This is a genomic window from Gilliamella sp. App4-10, assembly GCF_001690495.1.
Taxonomy (GTDB): domain Bacteria; phylum Pseudomonadota; class Gammaproteobacteria; order Enterobacterales; family Orbaceae; genus Gilliamella; species Gilliamella apicola_G.
Map to the genome: position 1 here is coordinate 1 of NZ_LZGS01000044.1, position 16,548 is coordinate 16,548.

The following is a 16,548-nucleotide window of genomic DNA, read 5'->3' on the forward strand; positions in this document are numbered from 1 at the left end:
CCAAAAACCAAAAACCAAAAACCAAAAACCAAAAACCAAAAACCAAAAATGAAATTAAATTCATAAAAAATGAATAAAAATTCATTTTTGCGCTTGTAATAGCCTTATAAATAACCTACTATATACAAATAATTGTATAAAAAATAGATAAGGATAGGCATGTTAAAGGCAATTATTGTTGGAGCGAGTGGTTATGCTGGCGCAAAATTAGTGTATTATTTACATAAGCATCCACATATAGAACTTATTGCTTTAACAGTATCAGAAAACAGCCAAGATGATGGCAAACTGATCTCTGATTACGATTTATACCCTCAGTTAAAAGGCGTTGTTGATTTACCGCTTATAGCTACTGCGGATTATTCCGCTTATATTAATGATGTCGATATCGTTTTTTTAGCTACTGAACATGCTGTTAGTCATAATATAGCCCCTTATTTCTTAGAACATGGCTGTACCGTTTTTGATTTATCCGGTGCGTTTAGAGTCAATTCCGCCACTTTTTATTCTGATTATTATGGCTTCAACCATCAATACCCAAAATGGTTAGATAAAGCAGTTTATGGTTTAGCCGAGTGGAATAGTGAACAAATCAAACAGGCTCAACTTATTGCTGTACCAGGATGTTACCCTACAGCTTCACAATTACCACTAAAACCATTGATCGAGGAGGGTCTATTAGATAATTCACAATGGCCTGTTATTAATGCTGTGAGTGGGGTGAGTGGGGCAGGGCGAAAACCTTCGCATAATAATATATTTTGCGAAGTGAGCTTACATGCCTATGGACTTTTTACTCATCGCCATCAACCCGAAATTGCGACACATTTAGGTCAAGAAGTGATCTTTACACCTCATTTAGGTAGTTTTAAACAAGGTATTCATGCCACTATAACTTGCCGAGTAAAAGAAGGCGTAACATCACAAGATATTCTTACGGCTTTAAATAAATATTATCAAAATAAACCTTTAATCAGAGTCTATCAAAAAGATTGGCCGGCATTAAAATCTGTCATTGGTTTGCCTTATTGTGATATTGGTTTTGTATTAAAAGATCGCCATTTAATATTAATTTCTGTTGAAGACAACTTATTAAAAGGTGCAGCAGCACAAGCAGTGCAGTGTATGAATATTCGATATGGTTTTGATGAAACTACATCATTATTATAAAAATGGATGAAATATTTAAATTCTGTAAAAAATTATTGAATAAATTAGCAGTAAGTTAAATTAATAGGAAACTAAAATGAAACCATTAATTATAAAGCTTGGTGGTGTATTACTTGATAACAAAGATGCCTTAAATAAATTATTTGTTGTTATTAGTGAATATAAAAAGAATTTTCAACGGCCATTAATTATTGTGCATGGTGGTGGTACAGTGGTCGATTCACTAATGGATAGACTCTCTTTACCCGTGGTACGTCGAAATGGACTACGAGTTACCCCTGCTGACCAAATTGACGTTATTGTCGGTAGTCTTGCTGGCAGTGCCAATACCACCTTATTGTCAGAAGCTAAAAAACAGAAAATAGCCAGTGTGGGGCTCTGCTTAGCTGATGGTAATAGTGTAGAAGTCAAGCAAATTTCGGAAGATCTTGGTTATGTTGGTGAAGCCAAAACCGGCGATCCTACGTTAATAAATCTACTTATTAATACTGGTTACTTACCCATTATCAGCTCGATTGGTATTACTGACGCAGGGCAAATGATGAATGTCAATGCTGATCATGCTGCGGTGGCGCTAGCCAAAACGTTAAATGCTAACTTAATATTATTGTCTGATGTGATTGGTGTACTTGACGAAAATAAACAACGCATTGAATCACTAACGCAATCGCAAGCCGATCAACTGATTGCCAAAGGTATTATTACAGAAGGCATGATCGTAAAAGTCAGTTCCGCTTTTGAAGCTGCCAAAGCTTTAGGACGACCGATTGTAATTGCTAGTTGGAAAGAGTCTGACCAACTGATTGAATTATTTAACGGACAATCAGGTACTACAGGTACAAGAATAATAGCTTAAATATTAAGCTGCTAGTATATTAAGCTAGTTAGCTATATTTAACGATTAAAAGTAGAGGTCTTTAACTCATTTTTTATCATAAGTTAATTTAGAAAGGGTGTAGTATGAAAAAAAGTGGAACAAAAAAAGTGGTATTGGCTTATTCGGGTGGTTTGGATACATCGGCGATTATTCCTTGGCTAAAAGAAAACTATGGAGGGTGTGAAGTTTATGCATTCGTTGCTAATGTAGGTCAAGATCCCAAAGAATTAAAAGATATAGAAAAAAAAGCTAAAGCGTCGGGTGCAGTTGCTTGTAAAGTTGTTGATTTACGAGAAGAATTTGTTAAAGACTATGTGTACCCTGTCTTAAAAACAGGGGCCTTATACGAAGGTACTTATTATCTTGGTACCTCGATGGCTCGTCCAATTATTGCCAAAGCACAAGTTGAATATGCGCTAGCGGTTGGCGCTGATACATTATGTCATGGCGCGACGGGTAAAGGTAATGACCAAGTACGTTTTGAAACCACTTATACCGCACTCGCGCCACAACTTAAAGTGATTGCACCTTGGCGTGAATGGAATCTACGTTCGCGTGAAGCATTAATTGATTATTTAAAAGTACGTAAAATTCCAACTACCGCAACTGTTGAAAAAATTTACAGCCGTGACGAAAACGCATGGCATATCTCAACCGAAGGCGGCGTGTTAGAAAGCACATGGAACCAAGCTAACGCTGATTGCTGGGCTTGGACTGTTTCGCCAGAAGAAGCGCCAGACAAACCAGAATTGGTGACCATTGGCATCGAAAAAGGTGAAGTGGTTTCAGTCAATGGTAAAAAATTATCGCCTTACAACTGTGTTGCAACATTAAATAAAATTGGTGCAAAACATGGTGTTGGACGAGTTGATATTATTGAAAACCGCCTAGTTGGCATTAAATCACGTGGTTGTTATGAAACGCCAGGTGGCACAATCATGATGACAGCATTATGCGGTTTAGAACAATTAATCTTAGATCGTGACAGCTTTAAATGGCGCGAACAACTTGGTTTAGAAATGGCTTACGTTGTTTACGATGGACGCTGGTTTGCTCCATATCGTCGATCAATTCAAGCTGCAGCCGAAGTTTTAGCGCAAGATATGACAGGTGAAGTAGTGGTTAAACTTTATAAAGGTAATGCGACTGCGGTACAAAAGCAATCACCCAATAGCTTATACAGCGAAGAGTTTGCCACATTTGGTGAAGATGAAGTTTATGATCATAGCCATGCTGGTGGGTTTATTCGTCTATTCTCGTTATCATCACGTATACGTGCATTAAATGAAGAAAAGCAAAAACAACCTGCAAAAAAGCGAGAAAGTAAAAGCTAATGTGCAAATAAAATAGTGATAATTATAAATATATACAGGTTAAATCCTGTATATATTATTTTTATTCTTGATAAAATTTAAATTATTTAAGCAATTATTGAAGATAATATTGAGGTAATTATGGCATTATGGGGTGGACGTTTTAGTCAAGCGGCAGATCAACGATTTAAGCATTTTAATGATTCATTGCGCTTTGACTATCGTCTTGCAGAGCAAGATATCATGGCTTCAATTGCCTGGTCAAAAGCATTGGTGACGGTTAACGTTATATCTTATGATGAACAAAAAAAATTAGAAAAAGCCTTAAATGAATTACTAATTTCGGTTAAACAAGATCCCAAACAGATTTTACAAAGTGATACCGAAGATATACACAGTTGGGTCGAACAAAAACTGATCGAAAAAATTGGCGACTTAGGTAAAAAATTACATACAGGGCGAAGCCGTAACGACCAATCAACGACCGATTTAAAACTATGGTGTAAAGATCAAATCCCTTACTTAATTAGTGCGATTAATCACTTGCAACAATCTCTGGTTATAGCTGCCGAACAGCATCAACATGCCATTATGCCCGGTTACACCCACTTGCAACGTGCTCAACCAATCACCTTTGCACACTGGTGCTTAGCCTATTTTGAAATGCTAAGTCGTGATGTCAATCGCTTACAAGATACACTAAAACGCTTAGACGTTAGCCCATTAGGCTCAGGTGCATTAGCTGGAACCGCCTATCCAATGGATCGTGAGCAATTGGCGCATTGGTTAGGGTTTACTCAAGCAACGAATAATAGTTTAGATTCGGTGTCTGATCGTGATCATATTGTTGAATTATTAAATAACGCCTCAATAGGCATGATACACCTATCGCGTTTTGCTGAAGATCTTATTATTTTCAACAGTGGCGAAGCCAATTTTGTTGAACTATCAGATCGTGTGACTTCAGGATCTTCACTCATGCCACAAAAAAAGAATCCTGATGCATTAGAACTGATTCGTGGCAAAGTAGGGCGGGTTACGGGGGCTCTAATGGGAACACTCATGACTATCAAAGGTTTACCGCTTGCTTATAATAAAGATCTACAAGAAGACAAAGAACACCTATTTGATGCGCTCGACACTTGGCAAGAATGTTTAGATATGGCCGCACTAGTGTTAGAAGATATCAAAATTAACTATACAAACTGCCAAGAAGCCGCTAAACAAGGTTATTCAAATGCAACCGAACTTGCTGATTATTTAGTTGCCAAAGGCATACCATTTCGCGAAGCTCACCACATTGTTGGCGAAGCCGTTGTTGATGCGATAGCAAAGCAAAAAGCACTCGAAGAACTCTCGCTTACCGAACTACAAAAGTTCAGTCCCGTTATCGATAGTGATGTCTATCCAATATTATCGTTAGAATCATGCTTAGCTAAACGCTGTGCTAAAGGCGGCGTTGCACAACAGCAGGTAAAATCGGCGATTGAAGTTGCTAAGCAACAACTTTCATAATCACCTATATCAATCTAATTACAACCATGCCGGCATTCGCCGGTGTTTTTATACTAAAACACATGGTTTTCTGAAACTTTTTTACAAAAAATCTGATTGTATATCTGTCCATACAGTGTAAAAATAGAATACTTTTTTGAATGGATTAAAGTGAATCGCAATGAATAAAAGTTATAACTTTAGTGCAGGTCCTGCAAAATTGCCTGCTGATGTATTAAAGCAAGTGCAAACTGAATTATTAAATTGGCGTAATACAGGTGCATCGGTTATGGAATTAAGCCATAGAGGTAAAGATTTTGATGCATGTGCTATTGAAGCCTCTAACGACCTGCGTGAAATTTTAAACATCCCTAATAATTACAAAATCCTTTATTGCCAAGGTGGTGCCAGAGCACAATTTGCCGCAGTTCCATTAAACATCTTAGGTAACAAAACCAGTGCAGACTATATTAACAGCGGTTATTGGAGCCAATGCGCAGCTAAAGAAGCTAGCAAATATTGCCAAATTAATGAACAAAATGTTGTTATCAAAGAATATGGAATAACAGCTATCAAACCTATGTCAGAATGGCAATTAAATGATAATGCCGCCTATGTACACTATTGCCCAAACGAAACAATCGATGGAGTTCAAATCTTTGAAGAGCCCAACTTTGGCAATAAAACCGTGGTTGCTGACTTATCATCATGCATATTATCGCAACCTATTGATGTAAGCCGATATGGCATTATTTATGCCGGTGCACAAAAAAATATTGGTCCATCAGGCATTACCATTGTTATTGTGCGTGAAGATCTTATTGGTTATGCGCAAAAAATACTACCATCAGTATTAGATTACAAAATTTTATTAGACAACGATTCCATGTTTAACACGCCTCCTACATTTGCATGGTATATGTCGGGCTTAGTGTTTAAATGGATAAAAAGCCTTGGCGGACTAAAAGCAATGCAGCAACGAAACCAAGCCAAAGCGCAATTACTATACCAATTTATCGATCAATCCGATTTTTATCGAAATGCTGTCGCAACAGCGAATCGATCAATTATGAATGTCACTTTCTTGTCGCCAAATGAAGAACTAGATAAAAAATTTGTAAGCGAAGCAACTCAAGCTAACATTATTGGCATCAAAGGTCACCGTATTGCAGGTGGAATGCGTGCATCCATTTATAATGCGATGGATCAAGAAGGAGTGAATTATTTAATTGACTTTATGCAGCAATTTGAAAAACAAAATGGTTAAATTAATTCAAGATATTATAATTCATTAATACCAATAAGAAAGGGAGGCAAAGCTCCCTTTCTTATTTAACTAGCTTTATTTACAACTATAAACATCACCAACCATAACAGCATCTGTTGGCGCTATATCCGAAATATATTGCATAGAAGCATCTTGTGCGTTATAAATCACATTCCCCCCCATTGCAGCAGCCTTATTCATCAGCTCAGAAGCTGCATCGCGAATTAGCTCGCTATGAGTTTTAAGGCCAGAAAAGAAACTACTACGACGTCCTTCTGCTTTACCCAATAATTGACAAGAAGCCGCAGGCTTAGTATCCATAAACTGAACTTGACTACCAGCAGAAGTCGGTTGATATTTAGAGCCACTACAAGCACCTAAAAACAAGGTTGCAAACATCGTAACACCAATAAATAATAATTTTTTAATAGACATAACATTCCCTCAACCAATAAAATAACGAACAATAATAAACCAAATTATTGTATCAGTTTAATTAAACAAAAAATATCAGTAATTCGATCTGAATAAAATCCAATAAATTGCAGTTTAATAAATAATCAAACCAACCTATTTTATTAATTAACTATAGCAAATTTGATTCAACTCTATTATAATCATAATCCTACTAACTCAGTAGCACATACAAAAGGCCCCTTAGCTCAGTTGGTCAGAGCAGTCGACTCATAATCGATTGGTCACTGGTTCAAGTCCAGTAGGGGCCACCATTCTAAATCAATATAATCAAAAAGTTATACTTAAAAAACACATTATAAAAATCAGTCAATTTTATTAAGTAGCGGTAGTCAATCCAATAAGCTTTTATACTAGTGTAAGCATTTCTATCAGCAATGGCAAATCAGTGCTGATCGCCAAGTTTACGGATGATTGTTGTTATAGGGATATCTTGACTATTTACCGTTTTTGCCAATCCTTTTTTGAAAATAATCAGCACGCCGTTTTTTAATGTTACAGCGGCATTAAAATCATTGTATAAACGTGTTAAAAGTGAAGCATCAGATTCGTTGGTTTGGCCTATATGGGTGATGAAACTCACGCAAAAAACTGTGTTGATTTGTTGCTTGAGTATTTGGTGTTATGTTCATGTAATCCTCGAAGTGAATAAACCGGGGTTAAGTGTGCTTAGTCTTGCGCTTTTTTTCTAAGCAAAAAGTAGCCTGCTGTTCTGAATCTGATAAGCTTATCTATGCGATATAAGAGGGATAGTTTTCCTTACGATCTTGTTATTAGATGTATGGATGAAACAGGGGCTACTTTACAATGGTTAGCTAATGGTGAAGGTGAATTTTTATCAAATGAAAAACCAAAAGAAACCGTTCTAACAGATGAAACGCTAGAAAAGCTGGAACGACTGGCAAACCTGAAAGAAAAGGGTGCAATAACCGATCAAGAGTTTAACGAATTAAAGGCTAAGTTGATTTAGTAAAGGGTGAATGATGGCAAAGTGCTTGAATTGTAATAATGATATTCGAAAAGGCGCATTGAAAAATAATTGTCCGTACTGTAATTATCCTCAACCGACATGGAGTAATAAAAGTCTTATTATTACTTGGTGCTTTTTTGCTTTTACTTTTTTGTTATGTGGATTTCTATTGTCAAAGGTATTTTTAGTTATACTTACAATACAAGCATTTTTCTTCTTTTCTATGTTAAAAAAAAGAAAGTATTTTTCTTTTAACACGAAGCCAAAAGAACAAATTGAACAAGAAAATACAATAAGTTCAAATGAAATTGGCTTTGGTAAAACTAAATTATCTAAAAGCTCTCAAAAACGAATTTTAAAAGCTAAAGCAAAAAAAGCAATTAAAGCAGAAGCAAAAAAAGAAAAGAAACATAATCCAGTCAAAAGCATTTCTTACACACCTCCAACAGCAGAAGAAGAAAAAGAGAAAAAAGCTAAAGAACGTGATCGATATTTAAAAGATAATTTTGAATCTAAACTAAAAACATTGTGGAAAGGTTCAAAAGATATTGAGTTTTCTTATTCTGATGCAAATGATGATATTAGCTATCGTCTTTTAAATTTAAATAAAGTATTGATTAACCAACATAGTGAAATCTATTTTTCTGGTATTTGTGCCGTTCGTGATCAAATTCGAACATTTAAGGTGGATTGTATTATATCCACCATTGAGTACAATTATCATGATTATAGTATTAAACAGTTTTTAACCCAAGTTTTACAAATTAGCAATAATGCTGGAAGCTCAAGAAAAAAAAGTAAAACTAAAAAAGAAACGTTTGATGTCCATTTTACAGGGTTTAAGCAATCTGATAAAAAACGATTAATCAAACTAGCAGAAGAAAAAGATCTAACAGTAAGAAAAAGTGTTACTCAAAACTTGCAAATATTGTGCATAGGTTATAACGCTAGTAAAAATAAAATTGAACAAGCAAAAAATAACAATATACCAGTGATGAATCAAGAAGAGTTCTTACATTTTCTTGAGACTGGCGAAATTTCATAATTTTATATATAAGGATAGTTAATATAATGAATTTAGTTAAATTAAAAATTGAAAATATTAAAAATATTAAGTTCGCAGATATTGAATTACCTTTTGAAGGTGGAATTTATGGCATTATTGGTTCAAATGGTTGCGGTAAAAGTACCTTAATGCTTTTACTTTCAGTTTTGACAAGCCCAAAACGATACTTTATGTTGAATGCACATGACTATGATAATAAATCATTTGTATATTTAGATATAAATATAGATGGTAAAAATACAATCAATACCTGGGTTGTCGAAAATGATAATAAGTGGATGTGTAAAGAAAACTGTGTTCGTTTGTCTGGTGTTTACGAAGGTAGTCTGTTTTATGGCACAAGATTTGATAACTCAAGAATAGTAGATAAATTGTTTAAAGAAAGAATGATAACTGATGATATGATTGTTGATGCTGATGATTTTGTTAAAGATAACCTAAGTTATATTTTGCATGGTGACAGAAAAAACTACAGAAATTTAAGAAGAATTAAAAGCAAACGGATATCAGAAAAATTAAATTTAATAAATATTCCTTACTTTATTGATATTGAGAATAGAGGTTTAATAAGTCAATACAGAATGAGCTCTGGTGAATGTTTATTAATTTCATTACTTAACTATATCTATTATACATTGATTAATCAAGGAACTAAAAAATATCAAAATACAACTCCCTTGATTCTGATTGATGAAATTGAGTTAGCTTTACATCCTATTGCGATAAAGAGATTATTCGCTTTTTTTGAAGAACTAAGAATTACCTACCCAAAACTGGTTATATATATAACTTCACATTCTCCAGAAGTTATCAGGGCACTAGCTCCCGAAAATATGTTTTTGCTGAAAAACGATAATGGTAATATAGATACTATCAACCCCTGTTTTCCCAGCTATGCGATAAGGGATGTATACTCTCACGATGGTTATGATATTTTAATTCTTGTTGAAGATAAACTGGCTTGTTATCTTGTTAATAATATAATTGCAGAGCATTTTCTAAACAAAAGCAAATTAATACATGTTGTTCCTGTCGGAGGCTATGATAGTGTTTTAAAGCTACATGTAGACTTATTAGCCAATAATGTATTAGGTACTAATAAAAAAGTAATAAGTATACTTGATGGGGACGTAAAGGAAAGCGTAAGTAAATTAACAGATTTTCAAAATCTCTTAAAGCTTTATTTACCGATACCGAGCATTGAAAAATTTTTGTTTGGCATGCTGAATGAGAAAAAATATTCAGATGCTAAAAAGGTTATAAATGATAAATATTTTACACTCAAATCATTAGATAATTTATTTTCAGAATTTAATAATGAACATAAATCTCCTCCAAAAAATCCAGACAAAAAATTTTATTCAAATATAAAAAAAGATCTAAAAGGAAGATGTATTGAGGAAAGCGCGTTTATTGAAAAATTAAGTGATGATATAAAAACAATACCTAGTTTGGAATTTGATAAATTTGCTAAAAATCTTAATAAATTCATAAATGAAATTTAGTACTGAGAAATTAATAAGATATGTCAATTCGAAAACAAAATTCAGGCAAATGGCTTTTTGAGAAATACCTTGAAGGTGGTCGGCATGTTCGTAAAACGTTCGCCACCAAAGGCGAAGCGTTACCTTACGAAAATTATTTAGAAGAGCAAACTAACCAAAAGCCTTGGCTAGGTGAAAAGTTTGATAAGCGCCATTTATCGGATTTAATTAACCGTTTTCATTACTAGGCAAACGCTTAAATGCAATGTTATTTGTTAATATATCATGAATTAAGGCAACTCCTTAAGCTTTTTAGAAACTGGTGAGATATTGTTAGGGAGTGATTGTGGAGCTGATTCTATGCAATTTCATTGATTGAAAAGTGCATATAAAAACAAATAAGCATCAATAAACATCAATTTTAGTCGACAAGGATCCGAACTTGTAGTAATATAATTGTAACGGTACCCTGTCCTCTAATCTCTTATTAACGTACTTAATTGGGCGAAGAGTAATTATGGCAGGGTCTTCTTTTATCTGCATTAGGTAATTAAGCCCATTTTATTTATAAAGGTTTAGTTATGTCTTATCATGTAATTCCCAAAAAAGAGCCAAAACCCCACAAAACGTATCAACAACAAATCGATATACTGGTTAGCCGTGGCATGTCTATAAAGGATATCAAACGAGCTAAACGAAAATTATCTCATATTGGCTATTATCGTTTATCGGGCTATTGGTATATTGCAAGAAAAGAGGCGATTAATTCCAAGCTTAACAAGCGTTTAGATGACTTTCAAGAAGGAACCGTTTTTGAAGATTTTTATAACTTATATTTATTTGATAAAGATATTAGGTTACATCTTTTTTGTGGAATAGAACGAATCGAAAATTATCTTAAAGCTATTATTTCTTATGAACTAGGTAAAAGTAATCCTTGTGCACATTTAAACAAAAACTTTTTTAAAGTAGATAAACAAAAATATAACGATAAGTTTGAAGAGTATATAAAAAAACTAAAAAGTAAGATCGTAAATAGTAAAGATGTTTTTATTAAATGGAATTATGAAAACTATAAAAATATACCGATCTGGGTTGCAACAGAGATTTGGGATTTTGGTATGTTATCTAATTTTTATCAGATATTAAAACATAACTATCAACAAAGTATTTGCACTCGACTTGGTATAACTGATGATAGTACTAAGCATTTAGAAAACTGCCTACATACATTAAATATTATTCGGAATAAATGTGCTCATAATTCTAGGCTATGGAACTATAGCGTTAAACCCTCAATATCATCAAAATTATTAAATAATCTAGAATTAGACTCACTACAAGATTATTCATTAACCCGCCTTAAAGCGGTTATTTTAGCTATTTGGAGTTTAACTAAACGATTTAGTAAAAATTCAGATTGGCTAATAAAAATGGTTAAATTACTGGAGCAAAAACCTAATATTCCAAATGTAAACTATTACAATATGGGATTTTTTAATAACGATCTAAAAGTGTTATACCAATTGTTGGATAAGTATGACTGTACGCAAACAAAGTAACGGCAAATGGCTATTTGAAAAATACCTTGAAGATGGTCGGCGTGTTCGTAAAACGTTCGCCACCAAAGGTGAGGCGTTAGCTTACGAAAATTATTTAGAAGAGCAAACTAACCAAAAACCTTGGTTGGGTGAAAAGATAGATCGCAGGCGTTTATCAGATTTGATTAATACTTGGTATTCATTACACGGGCAAACGCTTAAAGACGGTGAAAAACGCCTAAAAGCCATGTTATTTGCTGATGATTGTATAGGTCATCCACTTGCTACCGATTTCACAGCCAAACAATTTACTAACTATCGTCAAAAACGCATTGATGGTGAGATATTTAGAACCGATCGCATTAAAAATGTAGCTCCCCGAACCATGAACCTTGAATTAACTTATTTTAAAGCAATGTTTAATGAGTTGATCAGGCTAGGGGAATGGCAACATAACAATCCAGTTGAACGAATACGCCCATTTAAAACAGATGAGCAAGAAATGGCTTATCTAATTAAAGAGCAAATTCATGAACTCTTGCTATCTTGTGAGCAAAGTACTGCCACCGATTTAACCATCATTGTTAAAATTTGTCTAGCAACAGGAGCAAGGTGGAGCGAAGCCGAAAGCCTAAAAGGTGCTCAAGTAAAAGATGGTAAAATCACCTACATTAACACCAAAGGCAAACGTAATAGAACCATTCCAATTAGTACAAGCTCTTTAACGAAATTCCCAAAAAGAATGGTAGCTCATTTACTCCCTGTTACTCGGCGTTCCGCTCGGCAATCAATCGTGCAGGAATAGAATTACCAGATCGACAACTAACCCACGTATTACGCCACACTTTTGCCAGCCATTTTATGATGAATGGTGGTAATATTTTAGTATTACAAAAAATCCTCGGCCACACCGATATCAAAATGACTATGCGCTACGCACACTTTGCACCTGATCACTTTGAAGATGCGGTAAGGTTGAATCCGTTAAATGACTAAGAGGGAATTGAATGAGATATTTGAATATATTAAAAAAAATTGAAATTGAGGAAAAAAGAAGGGAAAAATTGAGATTAAAATTATACAAATCATCTTTTTTGTATAAATCAAAAAAATACTCTTACTTGGCATCAATAGTGTCAGTACTAATTTCAATAATATTTCTGCTTTGTATCCATTGTTTAAATTATGAGCCAAATTCAAAGCTCTATATAGTTCCATTTCTTATTTTAATTTTTAGCTATGCTTCTATGACATTCTGTGTTGCTCTAGATATTTATAGCAACAAAAAGAAAATTATTAGCCACACACTGTTACCTTTTTGTAATTCAATAAATTCAAATGTAAAAACTTCTTACATCATGGATAACAAATATTTTAAAGAACTGTTACAGCTTGATCTTCAAGTTTTAGAAATTGGAAAAATTGAATTAAAAAATGAACGCTCTTTTTTAGAAAAAAGAATAGGATGTATTGTTGGTTCCTTGGATAAATTGGGTATTTTACCTGGAGTATTATCTACTATGGCTATATTATCAACTTCTGGCGGTTTTAATTGGGTGTCAGGTATTGCTTATGCATATATTATTTTGATGTTAATTTCATTCACTTTCTATCCAATGATAATGAGATATAACAGAATGATTGAATTAACAGAGTTAGTCATACAATTTAAAAACGAGCAACTAAAATAATGGCGGAAAAATGGCGGTTGAAAATATTTTTATATAGTAAAATATGTCTATATATGTATTTATAACCGCTTGATTTAATTGTAAGTTATTGATTTTAAATACAGCTTTAAAGAACTCATAATCGATTGGTCACTGGTTCAAGTCCAGTAGTAAATGTTTTATCTCTTTTCACCACTTTTCATTTTAATAAATAAAATCATTAAACTATATAAAACAAAGTACGCTTATTATTCATTATTGCTCGTGTTAATTTGGTTGCTATTACCAATTTTAGTAATATAAATCATATGTCATAAACGGCGTATTACTAAAACTGAGGTGATATATGGCTAGGATAGTAAAACCATTAACTGATAAGCAAATTCAGTCATCTAAACACCAAATTGAAATAATATCAATTATCTGATGGAAAAGGTCTTTTTTATTAATAATGCCAACAAGTGTTAAGCTATGGCGTTTTAATTACATGTATTTATATAGTTAAAAATTCAAGAGTAGCTCATTAGTGTAATCCATGTAAATACCCCTAACTTAGTACACAACTAACGTAGAAAATTATGCTACTTGTTTTAGTGTTTTATACTCAATCGGTGTCATGTTATTTAATGCCTCATGAGGTCTTATCATCAATCAATGATTTTTTCAGTTCTTTTTAATGACATTTTTTTCCAGATTAATCTGGAAAAAAATGTCATCGTCTTAATTTGTTGAACTCATTATACTTTAAAGCATAACGTTATGAATGTATTACGATAAAACTGACAAAAGGAGTTTGGTAATGGAAAGACAGATACAATTACTGAAACTACTTTTTAATGAGTCCGAATTTAAACCAGCAGCCTATTTTAGTTCAAAATTATCCATTTCGACCAAAACCATTTATTTTGACATTGAAAAGTTAAATGATCAGCTATTAACCTTCCCCAATAACGATATTTATATCGAAAAATCTCCCCGTAAAGGTTTAATACTGATGGGAAATAAAGACGATATTGATTCGATAATTGGTTATCTAGAGCAAAACAATAGCCATGGCTATTTTAATAAAAACGCACGTCGATTAACGCCACAATATCGCCGATTAGATATTGTAAAACGTTGTTTGCTAAATCAAGAAAGCGTTTCGTTAGAACAGCTCTCTGATGATTATATTGTTAGTAAAACATCACTTCATAAAGATATTGAGTTTATTAACCGTTCATTATTCTCTGAAAATGTCTTACTAAATATCACGCACAAAGCCATTGTTGTAGAGGGTAAAGAAAACCAAATTCAGCGCGCAATTAAGCACTTTTTATTGTTATATATTCATAAACAAGATAGTTATTATCTAAATCAATTAATGAAATCATTGATGGACAATGATTCTTTTACGCAAATTAGCCAATTATTATTTGCACACTACGAATCAATCGTTCAGCAATCGTCAGAATATTATTTATCATCGTTATTGATATCGATTGCAATACAGTTAAAACGATTAATACTCGGTTATCCTATTGATGAAGAAGATGATTTTTTATTTAACCATATCCGTTATATGCAATCGTATTTAATTGCATCAGATCTTGCTAAACAACTCGAAGTTACCTTTAAAATCAATTTTTCAACTAATGATATTAAATATTTAAGTAAGCTATTTTTTGCTCATCGAATCATTGATGAATCGGTAAAAGTTGATGATAGTTTTTATGAACAAATCATCCGCAAAATTATAAAAAAAATTGGCGAAATTGAAGGAATCGATTTATCGAAAGATAGCAAATTGTTCCATTCATTGTTATCTCACTTTCCACCCATGATTACCCGTTTGCAAAAACAAATACGTATTATGAATCCTATACTAAAAGAAATAAAACACGAATATTCAAAATTATTTAGCGTATTGTGGTATGCACTTTCTGATGTAGAACGTAAATTTGATATTCGCTTAAACGATCACGAAATCTCATTTTTATTGATTCATTTTCAAATTGCGTTAGATAAAGCAGCTGATGCTAATAATATTGTGATTATTTGTCAATATGGTTGTTCTTCATCGAATTTAATACTTAATAAAGTTCGAAAAATATTACCTTCTAAAGATAATATTGAAGTTTATTCAGTTTCGAAATTGGCATCGACCAATCATAGTAATGTTGATTTATTTATTACTACACTTGATATCAACAATCTCAATAAGCCAGTTGTTAAAATTTCCTCATTATTAAATACCAATGACTATCAAAATATTATTCAGGCTTATGCCAATTATGTGTTAAATAAGCAGTCTAATTTTTATGATAAAACAAATTGTTATCCAGCCACAGCAAAATTTGTTGTTGCTGATCTTATTCAATTAAATGTCGATATTGATAATAAAAATGAATGTCTTAATCAATTAATACATCGGCTTGAAGATAAAGGTTATGTCACTTATCACTACCGTGATTCTGTTTTACATCGCGAAGAAATAGGTGACACCGCTATCGAAAACGGCATTGCCTTACCGCATGGGTCCCCCATGTTTGTGACGAAATCCAGTATATCCATTATGACATTACGCAAACCCATCAAATGGGGTGTTATTGATGTTAGCGTAATTATTATGGTTAGCCTTTCTGAAAATAACATCAATAGTATCAATGAAGTATTTACCGAAATTTACGAAATTGTTTCGAACAAACACGCAATATCAGCGTTAAAAAATATCACTCGTTTTACACAACTAAAATCATTTTTAAATAATCAAAAAGGAACCAAAAATGTATTTTGATAAACAGTTATGCCTTTTGAATATCGAGGCATCAAATCAAGAACAAATTCTGACGCTAATGGCACAAATGTTATTTAGCAATGGAATAGTTACGCAAGATTTTTTAGACGGCATTTTACAAAGAGAACAACAATATCCAACGGGTCTATTGGTTAATTCTGTTGGGTTTGCTTTGCCACATACGGATTCATCAAAAGTTAATCAATCACAAATTTGTTTTGCATCATTAAAACAACCCGTCACTTTTAACGGAATGACTGATGACAGTGAAAAAATTCCGGTCAAATTTATCTTTATGCTTGCCATGAAACAACCTCATGAACAAGTTGAAAATTTACAAAACTTGATCGATTTATTTCAAAACGAACAAGCAATAAAACAATTAGAACAGTGTAGTTCAATGACTGAATTTATCGCAATTTTAAATCAAGCAGGCATTAAATAAA

The 16,548-nt window shown here is 33.1% G+C and carries 15 protein-coding genes, 1 tRNA gene and 1 pseudogene; 15 read left to right on the forward strand and 2 right to left on the reverse strand.

Features of this window, described 5'->3' with window-relative positions:
- Positions 1-159: 159 nt before the first annotated feature.
- From argC to serC, 5 genes are all read left to right on the forward strand, one after another.
- Positions 160-1,170, forward strand: a complete 1,011-nt coding sequence (argC, locus tag A9G23_RS09010) for an N-acetyl-gamma-glutamyl-phosphate reductase (RefSeq protein ID WP_065587296.1) — start codon at positions 160-162, stop codon at positions 1,168-1,170.
- Between the two features lie 76 nt (positions 1,171-1,246).
- Entirely contained in the window at positions 1,247-2,026 is a 780-nt protein-coding gene (gene argB, locus A9G23_RS09015) for an acetylglutamate kinase (RefSeq protein ID WP_065587297.1), read from the forward strand.
- A 104-nt stretch (positions 2,027-2,130) separates the two neighbouring features.
- Positions 2,131-3,381, forward strand: coding sequence for an argininosuccinate synthase (locus A9G23_RS09020; RefSeq protein WP_065587298.1), 1,251 nt, complete (start codon positions 2,131-2,133; stop codon positions 3,379-3,381).
- Between the two features lie 120 nt (positions 3,382-3,501).
- Complete coding sequence (argH, locus tag A9G23_RS09025) at positions 3,502-4,875, forward strand: argininosuccinate lyase (protein ID WP_065587299.1); 1,374 nt, start codon at positions 3,502-3,504, stop codon at positions 4,873-4,875.
- Positions 4,876-5,035: 160 nt separating this feature from the next.
- Complete coding sequence (serC, locus tag A9G23_RS09030) at positions 5,036-6,121, forward strand: 3-phosphoserine/phosphohydroxythreonine transaminase (RefSeq protein ID WP_065587300.1); 1,086 nt, start codon at positions 5,036-5,038, stop codon at positions 6,119-6,121.
- 75 nt (positions 6,122-6,196) lie between these two features.
- Here the strand turns inward: serC and A9G23_RS09035 are convergent, their stop codons facing one another.
- Positions 6,197-6,556: a DUF4156 domain-containing protein gene (locus tag A9G23_RS09035; protein WP_065587301.1), complete on the reverse strand. Its 360-nt coding sequence runs from the start codon at positions 6,554-6,556 to the stop codon at positions 6,197-6,199.
- 216 nt (positions 6,557-6,772) lie between these two features.
- Between A9G23_RS09035 and A9G23_RS09040 the strand changes: the two genes are divergently transcribed.
- Positions 6,773-6,849, forward strand: a tRNA-Ile gene (locus A9G23_RS09040).
- A gap of 131 nt (positions 6,850-6,980) precedes the next feature.
- On the opposite strand, the gene A9G23_RS11535 is transcribed toward A9G23_RS09040, so the two are convergent.
- Positions 6,981-7,178 carry a hypothetical protein gene (locus A9G23_RS11535; RefSeq protein WP_065587302.1) on the reverse strand — a complete coding sequence of 66 codons (198 nt, stop codon included), beginning with the start codon at positions 7,176-7,178 and terminating at the stop codon, positions 6,981-6,983.
- A 150-nt stretch (positions 7,179-7,328) separates the two neighbouring features.
- Between A9G23_RS11535 and A9G23_RS09050 the strand changes: the two genes are divergently transcribed.
- The 9 genes and pseudogenes from A9G23_RS09050 to A9G23_RS09090 all read left to right on the forward strand — a co-directional run bounded on the left by A9G23_RS09050 (position 7,329) and on the right by A9G23_RS09090 (position 16,547).
- Positions 7,329-7,565: a helix-turn-helix domain-containing protein gene (locus A9G23_RS09050; protein WP_081297013.1), complete on the forward strand. Its 237-nt coding sequence runs from the start codon at positions 7,329-7,331 to the stop codon at positions 7,563-7,565.
- 13 nt (positions 7,566-7,578) lie between these two features.
- The gene (locus A9G23_RS09055) at positions 7,579-8,610 is read left to right on the forward strand and encodes a BRCT domain-containing protein (RefSeq protein WP_176700613.1); all 1,032 of its coding nucleotides are present in this window, start codon (positions 7,579-7,581) and stop codon (positions 8,608-8,610) included.
- Positions 8,611-8,636: 26 nt separating this feature from the next.
- Positions 8,637-10,136, forward strand: coding sequence for an ATP-dependent nuclease (locus tag A9G23_RS09060; RefSeq protein WP_065587305.1), 1,500 nt, complete (start codon positions 8,637-8,639; stop codon positions 10,134-10,136).
- 20 nt (positions 10,137-10,156) lie between these two features.
- On the forward strand, positions 10,157-10,363 hold the full coding sequence (locus A9G23_RS09065) for a hypothetical protein (protein WP_065587306.1): 207 nt from the start codon (positions 10,157-10,159) through the stop codon (positions 10,361-10,363).
- Positions 10,364-10,696: 333 nt separating this feature from the next.
- Complete coding sequence (locus tag A9G23_RS09070; protein WP_065587307.1) at positions 10,697-11,677, forward strand: Abi family protein; 981 nt, start codon at positions 10,697-10,699, stop codon at positions 11,675-11,677.
- Positions 11,655-12,652 (forward strand): annotated as a pseudogene (locus tag A9G23_RS09075) (phage integrase). Before A9G23_RS09070 ends, A9G23_RS09075 begins: the two are co-directional and overlap by 23 nt.
- Positions 12,653-12,663: 11 nt before the next feature.
- Entirely contained in the window at positions 12,664-13,347 is a 684-nt protein-coding gene (locus A9G23_RS11405) for a hypothetical protein (RefSeq protein ID WP_141674929.1), read from the forward strand.
- Between the two features lie 778 nt (positions 13,348-14,125).
- The gene (locus A9G23_RS09085) at positions 14,126-16,102 is read left to right on the forward strand and encodes a BglG family transcription antiterminator (RefSeq protein ID WP_065587309.1); all 1,977 of its coding nucleotides are present in this window, start codon (positions 14,126-14,128) and stop codon (positions 16,100-16,102) included.
- The gene (locus A9G23_RS09090) at positions 16,092-16,547 is read left to right on the forward strand and encodes a PTS sugar transporter subunit IIA (protein WP_065587310.1); all 456 of its coding nucleotides are present in this window, start codon (positions 16,092-16,094) and stop codon (positions 16,545-16,547) included. Before A9G23_RS09085 ends, A9G23_RS09090 begins: the two co-directional genes overlap by 11 nt.
- The last annotated feature ends 1 nt before the right edge of the window (position 16,548 follow it).

Coding starts and splice junctions, on each gene's coding strand:
- argC (WP_065587296.1), top strand. CDS start 160: ATGTTAAAGGCAATTATTGTTGGAGCGAGTGGTTATGCTGGCGCAAAA.
- argB (WP_065587297.1), top strand. CDS start 1,247: ATGAAACCATTAATTATAAAGCTTGGTGGTGTATTACTTGATAACAAA.
- A9G23_RS09020 (WP_065587298.1), top strand. CDS start 2,131: ATGAAAAAAAGTGGAACAAAAAAAGTGGTATTGGCTTATTCGGGTGGT.
- argH (WP_065587299.1), top strand. CDS start 3,502: ATGGCATTATGGGGTGGACGTTTTAGTCAAGCGGCAGATCAACGATTT.
- serC (WP_065587300.1), top strand. CDS start 5,036: ATGAATAAAAGTTATAACTTTAGTGCAGGTCCTGCAAAATTGCCTGCT.
- A9G23_RS09035 (WP_065587301.1), bottom strand. CDS start 6,556: ATGTCTATTAAAAAATTATTATTTATTGGTGTTACGATGTTTGCAACC.
- A9G23_RS09050 (WP_081297013.1), top strand. CDS start 7,329: ATGCGATATAAGAGGGATAGTTTTCCTTACGATCTTGTTATTAGATGT.
- A9G23_RS09055 (WP_176700613.1), top strand. CDS start 7,579: ATGGCAAAGTGCTTGAATTGTAATAATGATATTCGAAAAGGCGCATTG.
- A9G23_RS09060 (WP_065587305.1), top strand. CDS start 8,637: ATGAATTTAGTTAAATTAAAAATTGAAAATATTAAAAATATTAAGTTC.
- A9G23_RS09065 (WP_065587306.1), top strand. CDS start 10,157: ATGTCAATTCGAAAACAAAATTCAGGCAAATGGCTTTTTGAGAAATAC.
- A9G23_RS09070 (WP_065587307.1), top strand. CDS start 10,697: ATGTCTTATCATGTAATTCCCAAAAAAGAGCCAAAACCCCACAAAACG.
- A9G23_RS11405 (WP_141674929.1), top strand. CDS start 12,664: ATGAGATATTTGAATATATTAAAAAAAATTGAAATTGAGGAAAAAAGA.
- A9G23_RS09085 (WP_065587309.1), top strand. CDS start 14,126: ATGGAAAGACAGATACAATTACTGAAACTACTTTTTAATGAGTCCGAA.
- A9G23_RS09090 (WP_065587310.1), top strand. CDS start 16,092: ATGTATTTTGATAAACAGTTATGCCTTTTGAATATCGAGGCATCAAAT.